The organism is Rouxiella silvae, from assembly GCF_002093625.1.
Classification (GTDB): Bacteria; Pseudomonadota; Gammaproteobacteria; order Enterobacterales; family Enterobacteriaceae; genus Rouxiella; species Rouxiella silvae.
Genome location: NZ_MRWD01000092.1, coordinates 1 through 12,879, shown reverse-complemented (window position 1 = coordinate 12,879; position 12,879 = coordinate 1). Strand labels below are relative to the sequence as shown.

The window sequence follows — 12,879 nt, the reverse complement described above, 5'->3', positions numbered from 1 at the left end:
GGGTTAACGCACTCCACCTTATGCGGGGAAGTGGCATCTTGCTGTTTTTGAGACCTTAACGGTTACTTTTAGCAAGATGCGAACACTCTCGTTAAATCAGTAGATTTATTAATGTAAAATTATTGCTTAATGTCGATCTTGCTTAAAGTTGGGTGATTTTTGTGCTTAAGCATAAGTTTTTTTGTAGTCGTATCATGCACTTTTAAATTTAATAAGAAAAATCCTAATGCGCTTTTCCACTACCCACTGTCGGTTTTGTGTAAGTAATGCGCCTCGTTGCGTTTTTCACTGAGGTCGAGGTAGTGTTTAATTTTGCAAAAGTTACAATGCCAATACAAAAAACCTAGTTAAGCCTTATTTTTGGTTTTTTTATGTTTAATCGAGATTAAGAGAATTAGGCCTATTCATGATGTGCCGCTGATTTTATATTTTCATGTGCCGTTAGGATGACTCTTTATATTTAAGGGAACTATGAAAAATTTGGTCTTAATGGAACCGCATTCCTTTACCTGTATGGCCATCAGGGCGCTTATTCCCGAAGATGTGAAAGTCAGAGGTGCGCTAAAAGGTTTCCCTCCGTTACAGTCTATGCTTGATGCTGAAATGATCGACATACTCGTTATGGAAATTTATGATACTAATTTATTTCCAATGGATGGCATCGATTTTATCAGGAATAATTCCCAACACTGGAATAATGTCACACTTATCGTCTTTACAGATGTTGAGAATATCTTTCTTATCAGAGAGTTAATGAAGTGTAAGGCCCGCGTTCTTATTTCAAAAAAAGATCCCTTGGAATGCATACAACATGCCGTAAATAAAGGAATAACGGGAGACTATTATTGCAGTCCTCATCTGCTTTCGGTGGTTAACTCGGATGATAACGAGTTGTCATTAACCTCAAGTGAACTGAGAGTGATGTCGCTATTGTTGAATAATAATACACCTGTTGAAATATCCGAGCATTTAGGCGTGAGTTATAAAACGGTTCAGACACATAAAAGAAACGTAATGCAAAAATTAGGCGCTAGAAACAGCTTTGGCCTTTTGAAAATAGGTTATCAGTATAAAGTCAAACTTTAATATTTAAATTATCACGTCATTTAACTGTCATCTTTCATCCATAGACTCCTGCCAACATTCTCATAACAGGAGTTTTTATCTTGCGTAATTTTGTCGCCGTTCTGGCCTTTTTAACCTTCGGGGCGGTTTTTACCGCACATGCTGCCGACGAAGCCAAGCCTTTCATCACCGCTAAAGATGTCGATTTAAGTCAATATCTGCCAGCCCCTCCTGCCGATGATTCTGCTCAAACCAAAGCTGAAATAGCCGAGCTGTTGGCAATTCAGGCCAAGCGTACGCCAGAGCAAGAAAAAGCCGCCATTGCCGATGCGCAGGAAAATGTATGGCGTTTTGCCGACGTCATGGGACCCGGCTTTGACGCCGCCAAGTTGCCGAAGTTGGCCGCATTTTTTGACCGCGTTGTTGCAACCGAAGACGTGGTTGATGACCATGCGAAAAAATACTTCCACCGTTCCCGTCCTTATATGGTTTCTGAAGAGCTTCATCCGTTGCTGAAAAAATCAACATCGGGTTCATGGCCATCAGGTCATTCAACGATTGGTTATCTGATGGCCACCGTATTAGGTGATATGGTGCCTGAAAAGCGCAACGCCCTGTTTACGCGCGCTGCGGGTTATGCCGAGAACCGCTTGGTAGCAGGATTCCATTACCGTTCAGATACCGTAATGAGCCGTACCGGTGCCGCGCTTATGGCACAAAAAATGTTTGAACAACCTGAGTTTACTCGTGAGTATGATGCAGCAAAAGCTGAGCTTCAGGCTGAGATGGCAAAATAATTAATGCGTTTCCGCTCCTCTTTTTGCCTTGATTCAACGAGACAAAAAGGGGAGTGGGTATAAATCTACGGCTGTTGTTTCCTAACCCCGCAAGTTTCCCTACACTGGATCATCTTTTCATTCCCAGAGAGTAAATCGCATGGAAAATGCATTTAAGCTGATGAATTCGCCGGTAGGGGTTTTAACGCTGGTGGCAAGAGCGTCCAGGCTTGCGGCTGTGCTGTGGGAAAGCGAGCGAGAAAATCGCGTCAGGCTGGGAACATTGGTTGAAGATAATCATCATCCGATGTTGTTGGAGACAGAAAAGCAGCTAAATGAGTACTTTTCCGGGACCAGAAGGCAGTTTGCACTTGCGTTAGATTTTGAAGGTACCGCGTTTCAGAGACAAGTCTGGCAGGCTCTGCTTGAAATTCCCTTCGGCGAAACACGCAGTTATTCACAAATAGCCAGCGCATTGGGTAATCCCAAATCTGTCCGTGCAGTCGGGGCCGCCAACGGCAGAAATCCAATTTCTATCATTGCGCCCTGCCATCGGGTCATCGGCGCATCGGGTGCCTTAACGGGTTTTGCCGGTGGCCTTGAGGCAAAAGCTTTTCTATTAACCCTTGAGGGGCACAATTTTACAACGCCCTCCAAGGCCAGCATGTGCCTGCAGTCCGAACTGGATTTTTAATCCGCGTGCGAACGCGCTTTGCGGTCGCACCCCCTTTCTTCCCTTCTAAATATCGCCCTTTATATTGCTGAATTAATCCTTAATTTTTTTCCTGCTTGAGTTATTAAATTGTAACTATATGGACGTAACGTTAACCCAGCCGGGTTCAGCGTTTCTGCGGTTGCCGTTGGGGAAGAGCTCTGCCGCTCAGTCTGAAGATGCAAAGGTTTGGAATTGGGACAATACAAAAAAATCTACAATGCATAGAAAAACAAGCTTATTCCTATCGTTTAGTTCTTTGAGTTTTGATTAACTAAGGGTATTGGGAAGCTGTACGAGTATGATTTGTGGTCAAGAATGGCGATCAACTGGGGTGATTGTGTGCCGTAGATCGCGAGAAAAATGTAATTGATGGCTAATTTCATTTTATTTTTCTTAACAATTAAGTCAATGTGTCGATAATAGGTCTTGTCATTTTAGTCGCGTTACCTGCATAACTCTTCAAATTTGAAGAGGCGGCAGTTTGTTGTGTTCAGACAGAACGATCGGCGTAGTAATAATATGTTGATGTGCTGTTTTTAAGCGGGAAAACCGGACAATCGCCTAGCGATGATGGGGCATGGAGCCCACAGTGCCTTGGTAGCTGACAAGCCAGGGCGGTAGCGTGGGTAATAGATACCCAAAAGCTGCAGGCTTTATGTTGAAAAGTATATAACCCCTCATGCCCCTGTGGCATTATCCGCTTTGCATACAAATTTATTGTGAATGCTTACGCTGTCTGAACCCCAATAGAATGAAGTAGCCAACATATACATTATATAAACGTTGCGCTATTTTTCCCATATCGACAATGCGGATGGGCCCAATCCCATCGTAATTGACCACAATCAGTCATTCTCGGCAAAGGAGAGGGATCACCCTGATGGATAAACCAACGGCAGTAAAACCAATTCGTTCTAAAACTCGTGTTATTGGGATGTGTATTGGGCTTGCCTTATTACCGTTTGGCAGTGCAATGGCAAATGGATTGCTACTTCCAGATAACGACTTGCGTTCAGATTTAACCTGGTTGGCCGACCGTGGGGTGATCCAGCTCAGTTTAACCACTTGGCCGATCAGTCAGGATGCCGTCGAAAAGGCTTTGGAAAAAGCCCATCCTTCTTATTCTTCAGAACAGCTGGCCATTGAAAGGGTTCAGGAACGCATGCGTACCCTGAAGTCTGACGCGCGTATTACGGGCTTCGCCTCTACCGACAAACCGGGTTTACCACAGGGCTTCGCACAGACTCCTACTGCCAATAATAAACTCTCGCTGGCTGTTAACCAGAGCGGTGAATGGTGGGACGTGCATTTACAGGGCAACTGGGAAGGCAATGAGCAGATTGGTTCTCCTTCGCACATTAACCCTAATAACAGCTACGGCGCCGTTAAGATTTGGGACCAATGGTTGTCATTTGGTCAGACTCCACAGTGGTGGGGGCCGGGTTATGAGGGCAGCCTGATCCGCTCCGATGCCGCGCGTCCTTTAACCGGCTTCATGCTACAGCGTAACAGTCAGGCTGCGCCGACGACGTGGTGGCTGAACTGGATTGGACCTTGGCAATATCAAATCTCCGCCAGCCAGATGTCGCAATATACCTCTGTTCCCGATACTAAAATTATCGGCGGTCGCTTAAGCTTCTCTCCGTGGCGTTCACTCGAATTAGGCGCATCGCGTATTTTGCAATGGGGTGGCCAAGGGCGTCCTGAATCATTTGGCAATTTCTGGGATGGGGTGATTGGTAATGATAATACCACCGCCAACGATCCTAATGAGCCAGGTAATCAGCTTGCCGGTTTTGATTTCAAATATAAACTCGAACCGACGCTGGGTATTCCTATTAGCTTCTACGGACAAATGATCGGTGAAGATGAGTCCGGTAAATTGCCTTCCGCTAATATGTACCTCGGCGGTATTGAAGGTCACCATAGCTGGAATAAAGACGCCATCAACTGGTATCTCGAAGCGCACGATACCCGCACCAATACCTCAAGAACCGGCTACAGTTATACCCACCATATTTATAAAGGCGGCTACTACCAGCAGGGATATCCGCTGGGTGACGCCATGGGTGGCGACGGTCGTTTGTTGGCAGCGAAAACAGAGTTGGTTACCGAAGACAACCAGCGCTGGAGCGTTCGCGTCGCCTACGTAAAAGTTAACCCGGAAAATGAGCAAATCAACAGCGCCTTCCCTCATGCTGACACCCTCAAGGGCGTGCAGTTAGGCTGGGGTGGAGACGTTTATCGTTCAGTACGACTGAATCTGGGACTGTGGTACACCGATGCTAATAACAGCGATAGCAACGATGTAGGTGCCAGCGCACAATTGGATATACCTTTAAACCTCTAAGCGACCTGACAGCATAATTTGGTCGAAAATTGAATTTGGGGGGATGGTGATAGCGCTTCCTTTCCGTAACTTGACTCTAACGTTGAACTAAATCAATGACAAAAAAACATGTAATCAAGTTAACAGCGGTGGCTGTACTTGTGGGATTGCTTAGCGGGTGTACGTTGGTTCCAGGGCAGGGTTTGAACAGCCTGCGTAAAAATGTCGTTGAACTTCCAGACAGCGATTCTGATTGGAATCAAAAAATTAACGTTTATCCGATGACGCCGGGACTGGTGAGACAGCTCCGTCCTGCGCCTATCGAGGCTAAGCCGAACCCAGAACTGCAGGCTTTAATCAATAACTATCAGTACCGTATCGGTGTTGGCGATGTGTTGATGGCCACTGTGTGGGACCACCCCGAGTTGACAACGCCAGCGGGCCAGTACCGCAGTGCGGCCGATACGGGTAACTGGGTGGGTGCGGATGGGGATATTTTCTATCCTTACATCGGTAAAGTGCACGTAGCGGGTAAAACCATGGCAGAAGTGCGCCAGGAAATTGCCAGCCGTTTGGTGACTTACATTGAGAGTCCGCAGGTTGACCTCAGCGTGGCCGCCTTCCGCTCGCAAAAAGTGTATATGTCAGGTGAAGTGGCCAAGTCTGGGCAACTGCCAATTACCAATATTCCTATGACCGTCATTGATGCAATTAACGCCGCCGGTGGATTGGCCGAGAACGCCGACTGGCGTAACGCGGTGCTGACGCACAATGGTAAAGACGAGACAGTCAACCTCTATGCATTGCTGCAACGAGGTGACCTGACGCAAAACCACCTGATGTATCCGGGTGATATTTTGTATGTGCCGCGCAATGACAATCTGAAAGTGTTTGTTATGGGCGAAGTCGTTAATCAAGGAACGCTCAAAATGGACCGCAGCGGCATGACGTTGGCCGAGGCGCTGGGCAATGTTAACGGTGTGAATCAGACCACCTCTGATGCCTCCGGTATCTTCGTGATCCGTCAGTTGAAGGGCGACCCGCAGGGCCATATCGCCAACATCTATCAGCTTAATGCTAAAGATGCCTCGGCGATGATTATGGCTTCTCAGTTCCAACTTCAGCCGTATGACACAGTTTATGTGACAAGTGCTCCACTGGTTCGTTGGAACCGCGTTATTTCGCAGTTGGTCCCTACCATCACTGGCATCAACTCGGCGGTACAAGCAGCTAAATATATTAAGAACTGGAATTGATCTATGTTTAATTCGGTATTGGTTATCTGTACCGGGAATATCTGCCGTTCACCGACGGCAGAGAGACGACTTCGTCAACTATTACCCGGTTTAAAGATAGATTCAGCCGGCGTGGGGGCCCTTGTGGGCCACCAGGCTGACGAGCAAGCTTCACGGACTGCTGAAAAATATGGGCTTTCGTTAGAAGGACACAGTGGGCGTCAGTTTAGTGCCCAGCTGGCTCGCCAGTACGATTTAATACTGGTGATGGAGCGATCTCACGTTGAGCAGGTCACTCAACAGGCCACGGAGGCGCGCGGTAAAACTCTGCTCTTAGGGCATTGGTTAAACAAAAAAGAGATCCCCGATCCATATCGCCAGAGCCAGGAAGCTTTCGAATATGTTTATCAGTTGATTGATCAAGCCTGCCAGAGCTGGTCAAAAAAGCTGGGTGGTTAACTTTTAGGAACTCATTGCATGTCTTCTGTTATTTCCAATAAACCGGCAACCCCGGACTCTGATGAAATTGATCTAGGCCGGCTAATCGGTGAATTGATTGACCATCGTAAATTAATAATTAGCGTTACTGCTGTATTTACAGTACTGGCGATTGTTTATGCTTTATTTGCCACGCCTATTTTTCAAGCGGATGCAATGATTCAGGTTGAGCAAAAGCAGGGCAATGCCCTGATTAGCAGCCTCAGCCAGATATTGCCAGACAGCCAACCGCAGTCCACGCCTGAAATAGCCCTGTTGCAGTCACGTATGGTGATTGGCAAAACGGTTGATGATTTAAATTTACAGGCCGCTATTGAGCAGAAGTATTTCCCGCTGTTTGGTCGCGGCTGGGCGCGTTTGACTGGTGTGAAACAGGGGCAATTAAGTATTAATCGGCTCTATCTTGAGAGTGGCGATGGAAAAACCCCTAAAATTGTCTTAACCGTAGATGATGCTCATCATTACCATATCTCCGGTGAAAGTTTTCCTCATGATTTCAAAGGCACCGTAGGTGAATTGCTTACCGAGCAAGGTGTTTCTTTGATGGTTGATAGAATTGATGCCAAGCCAGGGACTCAATTTAACGTTGCCTATCAGACTCGCTTAGATGCCATTACTGGTCTGCAAAACACATTGAATGTGGCAGACCAAGGTAAAGATACGGGTATGCTGAATTTGACTCTTGCAGGCCCAAACCCGACTTTGATTAAAGATATTCTCAATAGCATCAGTGATAACTATCTCGCACAGAATATTGATCGTCAGGCGGCTCAGGATGAGAAAAGTCTACAGTTTCTCAGCCAGCAATTACCTCAGGTGCGTGGTGATTTAGACACCGCGGAAGATAAGCTGAATGCTTATCGCCGTAAAAGCGACTCGGTTGATCTTTCGCTGGAAACCAAATCAGCACTCGATCAAATTGTAAACGTAGACAACCAGCTTAATGAGCTGACTTTCCGTGAAGCTGATGTATCTCAGCTCTATACCAAGAGTCATCCAACCTATAAGGCTTTACTGGAAAAACGCCAAGTTCTCGAGCAAGAGAAAATCAAGCTGAACAAGCGTGTATCAGGTATGCCGGCAACACAGCAAGAAGTACTGCGCTTAAGCCGTGATGTTGAATCGGGTCGTGCCATTTATATGCAGTTGTTGAATCGCCAGCAGGAACTTAGCATCGCTAAATCCAGCGCAATTGGTAACGTGCGTATTATCGATGATGCAGTGACTCAACCAAAACCGGTCAAACCTAAAAAAGTTCTTATCGTATTGATCGGTATGCTGCTAGGCGGATTCTTATCGGTTGGACTCGTATTACTTAGAGTCTTCCTGCGTCGTGGTATCGATTCACCAGAACAGTTGGAAGAACTGGGTATCAACGTTTATGCCAGCGTTCCCGTTTCTGAATGGCTTAACAAACAGAATGTGGCAAAAACCGGCAAGCTCAAAACTAAGAAGCAGGTTGAGTGGGGCAGTTTCCTCGCCTTAGAGAACCCAGCGGATTTAGCTATTGAGGCCATCCGGGGTCTGCGCACCAGCCTGCACTTTGCGATGTTAGAAGCTTCGAACAACATTCTGATGATTTCCGGTGCAAGCCCTAATGCCGGTAAAACCTTTATCAGCAGTAACCTTGCTGCGGTTCTGGCGCAGGGCGACCAGCGGATCCTGTTTATCGATGCGGATATGCGAAAAGGCTACACCCATAAACTGTTTAATACCGGTTTTGAAAATGGTTTATCCGATATTTTAAGTGGCAAGGCTTCCATCGCGCAGTGTGTTAAACCTATTTCATCCGTCAACTTTGACTTTATTTCGCGCGGCCAGTTGCCGCCTAATCCCGTCGAACTGTTGATGCATAAACGCTTTAAAGAGTTATTAGACTGGGCTTCGGCAAATTACGATTTAGTGATGATTGATACCCCGCCGATCCTGGCCGTGACCGATGCTGCTGTCGTAGGCCGTTACACCGGGACTACGCTGTTGGTAGCGCGTTTCGAGCAGAACACCGCAAAAGAGATAGAAGTCAGCGTGAAGCGCTTCGAACAAAGCGGCGTTGAAGTTAAAGGTTGTATCCTCAATGGCGTAGTGAAAAAGGCCAGCAGTTATTACGGCTACGGCTACAGTCATTATGGTTACAGCTACAGCGATAAAAAAGATTAAGTAGTACTTTACTGCTTTGCGGGCCTGGAACTCTCCAGGCCCGATTTTTGGTCTATTTATACACACTTCTCGTATTGCTTTCTCTCCTTTGTAAGGACTCACATAATGCGTTTTGCAAGAAATTTATGGGTCACTTGTGCCCTAGCGCTTTCGGATTTTTTAACTTTTGCACTTTCGCTTTATCTAGCAATAGGGTTAATGCACCTGACGTTGAGTCACTATGATATTGATGTGCCTGATGACCAGATTGAAGGTTGGATTGTTTTACACTGGCTCCTTGCCTGCACTATGGTTATTTGGTGTGGCGTTCGCCTGCGTCACTATTTTTACCGTAAAACCTTTTGGTTTGAATTAAAAGAGATCCTGCGGACGCTGATTATTTTCGCAATCGTTGAAATTGCGGTTATCGCCTTCGCCAAGTGGTATTTCTCCCGCTACTTGTGGGGCATGACGTGGGCATTTGTGATTATTTTGGTGCCTGTCGCGCGAATGCTTACCAAAAAGCTGCTGGATAAGATGGGGCTGTGGCAGCGCGATACCATGATTATCGGTAGCGGTAAAAATGCGACTGAAGCTTGTAAGGCCATCACCGGCGAGACCAACATGGGTCTGCGTATTATCGGCTTTATTTCTGATAAACCTTCTAATCTACCCGACGATCGTCTTGAAGGGCTGCCGGTTATTCACAATGATGCCAAGTGGCTTGAAAACGGTATTGATAAAAGAATGCAGTTTATTGTTGCCGTGGAGAACGATGAGGGCGATATTCGCAACTCGTGGCTTCGTGAGTTGATGATTAAAGGTTATCGCTATGTGTCCGTTATTCCTACCTTGAGGGGCATGCCGCTCGACAGTACCGACATGTCGTTTATCTTTAGCCATGAAGTTATGATTTTCCGTGTGCATCAGAATCTTGCAAAGTGGTCGTCACGCATCAGCAAGCGCCTGTTTGATATCTTCGCCTCACTGGCCATTATTGTCCTGCTCTCTCCTGCCTTGCTGTATATCAGCCGTAAAGTTAAAAAAGACGGCGGACCGGCAATCTACGGCCATGAGCGTATCGGCAAGGGTGGCGTACCGTTTAAATGTTTGAAGTTCCGTTCAATGGCAATCAACTCTAAAGAACTGCTGGCAGAACTGCTGGAATCAGATGCAGAGGCGCGTGCCGAATGGGATGAAACCTTTAAACTCAAAAATGACCCGCGCGTTACCAAGATTGGTGGTTTGCTGCGCCGTACCAGCCTGGATGAGCTTCCACAGCTGTTTAACGTGTTAAAAGGTGAGATGAGCCTGGTAGGTCCTCGTCCGATTATTCATGCTGAGCTTGAGCGTTACCGCGACCAGGTTGATTATTACCTATTAAGCAAACCGGGAATGACCGGACTTTGGCAGGTAAGTGGCCGCAGCGATGTTGATTATGAAACCCGCGTTTACTTCGATGCCTGGTATGTCAAGAACTGGTCAATGTGGAATGACATCGCAATCCTGTTTAAGACAGTCGGCGTGGTCTTTAAGCGAGATGGTGCGTATTAGAAATGAAATTATGCATTCTAATCGATGGCATATCTAATAGTGGCGGAACTGATCGTGTTGCGTCACTGATATCTGCCCTGTTTGTTAAAAATGGTGTAGAAACATCAATATACAGTATGTCTTCGGGTAAACCCTATTATGATTTCGACCCGCGTGTAGTAATAAAATTACCAAAATATAAATCAAGGAATCGTAATCTCCTGGATTATAGTTTTTCTATTAAAAGTGAAAAATTCGATTATGTGATCGTATTATCAATGGGGCGACTGTCTGCACAGGCTGTTCCTCTATTAAAATTAATTAATGTAAAAGCCAAAGTTATATGTAATGACCATGTTTCGTTCAAATCTTTTTCTAGAGTGAAACAGATAATTAAATGGCCTGCATACAAAATGGCTGATGAAATTGTCGTTTTAACCGAGTCTGATCGACGTTATCTCGCCGAAAAACTTGGAAGCAAAGTAAAAGTTGTCAGAAACTGTTCTCCTTATGAGCATGCAACATTAGACGTTAGTCACATTGCAAAAAAGGAGAAAATAGTTCTCGCAGTTGGGCGATTAACTTATCAGAAAAACTTTGAGCGCTTATTATCAAATTGGGTAAAGATAGACTCCGACGGTTGGAAACTTGTCATTGTGGGCAATGGAGAGGATCGCGAGCTGTTGGATGAGTTTATCACTAAGCATAATATCAATAATGTTTCTATTGAAAACCCTGGGCATAATTTAGATGAGTGGTATAAAAAATCATCATTGCTCGTCATGACATCTCGATATGAAGGTTTACCTATGGTGTTAATCGAAGCGAAAAACTTCGGCGTGCCTGCAGTAGCTTTTAATTGTGAAACTGGCCCAATAGAAATAATAAAAGATGATGGCTTTGTTATTGATTATGATAACGACGCTGAATTTGTGGAAAAAATAGAAGAATTATTGAAGGATGACGAACTAAGGCTAGATTTGAGCAGGCGTTCGCTTAATAATTCTAGAATTTTTACCGGGGATGAGATTTACAAAGAATGGGTATCAATACTCGTATAATCTCACGATGATTATGTTGACGAGGTGTCTATGTTTTCTGTATTAATGTCGCTCTATAATAAAGAAGAGCCACAAAATTTAATCGAATGCTTGGAAAGCATAAAATCTCAAACTCTACAAGCTAATGAAGTAGTGATTGTTTTTGATGGTTTTATCAATGATAAATTAAAAACTGTTGTAGAATCATTTAATGATGAACTTAATATTAAAGTTGTCGCACTTGAAAAAAATGTGGGGTTAGGAAGAGCTTTACAAAAAGGCTTAGAGTATTGCAGTCATGAGATTGTGGCACGAATGGATACTGATGATATATGTCTGCCCGAAAGATTTGAAAAGCAAATCAGTCTTATCACCGAAAATGAAAATATTGATATGCTGGGAGCAAGTATAATCGAGTTCGATGAGTATAATAATCAAAGGTTGAAAATTCTACCTGAGAATAATGACGATATTCGCAAATTTTCGATTTGGAAAAACCCGTTCAATCACATGACTATAGTATTCCGTAAGTCTAAGGTCCTTGCCGTTGGCGGCTATAGGCATCATCTATATATGGAAGATTATAATCTTTGGCTTAGAATGATATCGGCAGGTTATCATTTTGAAAATATGCCTGAATCCTTAGTTAATGCAAGGATTGGCAAGCAAATGGTATCAAAACGCCGAGGACTAAATTACGTAAAAAGTGAAATTGAACTCATGAGACTGAAAAGAGAGCTTAATTTGACCGGGCGATATGGTGGATTACTTATTTTTATGGTTCGCTCGGCAACAAGGATAGTGCCAAGTGGTATTCTTTCATTTTTATATAACAAAGATAGAGTGAAAGTGTAAGGTTTATGATCTCATGAAAAAAATATCGATCGTAGTACCTGTTTACAATGTTGAAAAATACATCGAAGAATGTGTAGATAGCCTCCTAAACCAAAATTATCAAGACTTTGAAGTTATTTTTGTTGATGATGGTTCCAAAGACAAGTCAGTTGATAAAATAAGAAGCAAAATAGAAGGGAATACTGACTTTAGAATAGTAACCAAGGAAAATGGGGGTCTATCTTCTGCAAGGAATTTTGGTCTTACTTTTGCTCAGGGTGAATTTGTTACATTTCTAGATAGTGATGATTTCCTAGACAAAAACTATTTAAGTATGATGCTTGAAGCCATCGGCGACGCAAATATTTGTTGTTGTGGTTATAGAGAAATTACAGATTCTGGGCAGTTTATTAGAGATGTCGGGAATAACTTCGACAAATCTACCGATTCGAATATTTATGCCAATGTGGTTGAGTCTATAAATTTTATTCCTAATGCATGGGGGAAGATTTATAGAAGAGATATTTTTGATAAGTTACAATACCCTGAGGGGATGTTGTTTGAAGACTTTGCGATAGTTTACAAAGTCTTTTACCAAGAAAAAGTTAAGTTTATAGACTATCCATTATATTTTTATAGAATTCGTAATGGTTCGATAATGCGTGATTTTAATGAAAATATCATTGGTCATAAATTTGTTATATTAAATCAATTATAT

11 protein-coding genes are annotated in these 12,879 nt (G+C 44.1%); all 11 read left to right on the top strand.

What is annotated here, in order from left to right; all coding sequences use genetic code 11:
• The first annotated feature begins 471 nt into the window (after positions 1 to 471).
• Positions 472 to 1,086: a response regulator transcription factor gene (locus BS639_RS23655; protein ID WP_084984519.1), complete on the top strand. Its 615-nt coding sequence runs from the start codon at positions 472 to 474 to the stop codon at positions 1,084 to 1,086.
• An 80-nt stretch (positions 1,087 to 1,166) separates the two neighbouring features.
• The gene (locus tag BS639_RS23650) at positions 1,167 to 1,862 is read left to right on the top strand and encodes an acid phosphatase (RefSeq protein ID WP_084984518.1); all 696 of its coding nucleotides are present in this window, start codon (positions 1,167 to 1,169) and stop codon (positions 1,860 to 1,862) included.
• Positions 1,863 to 2,001: 139 nt separating this feature from the next.
• Positions 2,002 to 2,535 carry a methylated-DNA--[protein]-cysteine S-methyltransferase gene (locus BS639_RS23645; protein ID WP_084984517.1) on the top strand — a complete coding sequence of 178 codons (534 nt, stop codon included), beginning with the start codon at positions 2,002 to 2,004 and terminating at the stop codon, positions 2,533 to 2,535.
• Positions 2,536 to 3,490: 955 nt separating this feature from the next.
• The gene (locus BS639_RS23640) at positions 3,491 to 4,906 is read left to right on the top strand and encodes a capsule assembly Wzi family protein (RefSeq protein ID WP_055782956.1); all 1,416 of its coding nucleotides are present in this window, start codon (positions 3,491 to 3,493) and stop codon (positions 4,904 to 4,906) included.
• A 95-nt stretch (positions 4,907 to 5,001) separates the two neighbouring features.
• On the top strand, positions 5,002 to 6,141 hold the full coding sequence (locus BS639_RS23635; RefSeq protein WP_055782628.1) for a polysaccharide export protein: 1,140 nt from the start codon (positions 5,002 to 5,004) through the stop codon (positions 6,139 to 6,141).
• 3 nt (positions 6,142 to 6,144) lie between these two features.
• A complete protein-coding gene (locus BS639_RS23630; protein ID WP_055782632.1) occupies positions 6,145 to 6,579 on the top strand; it encodes an arsenate reductase/protein-tyrosine-phosphatase family protein in 435 nt (144 codons plus the stop codon).
• A gap of 18 nt (positions 6,580 to 6,597) precedes the next feature.
• Positions 6,598 to 8,775 (top strand): polysaccharide biosynthesis tyrosine autokinase, encoded by a 2,178-nt coding sequence (locus BS639_RS23625; protein ID WP_084984516.1) that lies wholly within the window; start codon positions 6,598 to 6,600, stop codon positions 8,773 to 8,775.
• A gap of 105 nt (positions 8,776 to 8,880) precedes the next feature.
• Complete coding sequence (gene wbaP / locus BS639_RS23620) at positions 8,881 to 10,308, top strand: undecaprenyl-phosphate galactose phosphotransferase WbaP (protein ID WP_084984515.1); 1,428 nt, start codon at positions 8,881 to 8,883, stop codon at positions 10,306 to 10,308.
• Positions 10,309 to 10,310: 2 nt separating this feature from the next.
• Positions 10,311 to 11,348, top strand: a complete 1,038-nt coding sequence (locus BS639_RS23615; RefSeq protein ID WP_084984514.1) for a glycosyltransferase family 4 protein — start codon at positions 10,311 to 10,313, stop codon at positions 11,346 to 11,348.
• A 30-nt stretch (positions 11,349 to 11,378) separates the two neighbouring features.
• On the top strand, positions 11,379 to 12,182 hold the full coding sequence (locus BS639_RS23610; RefSeq protein ID WP_084984513.1) for a glycosyltransferase: 804 nt from the start codon (positions 11,379 to 11,381) through the stop codon (positions 12,180 to 12,182).
• A 13-nt stretch (positions 12,183 to 12,195) separates the two neighbouring features.
• Positions 12,196 to 12,879, top strand: a 684-nt coding sequence (locus BS639_RS23605) for a glycosyltransferase family 2 protein (protein WP_139804178.1), incomplete at its 3' end; no start/stop codon positions are given.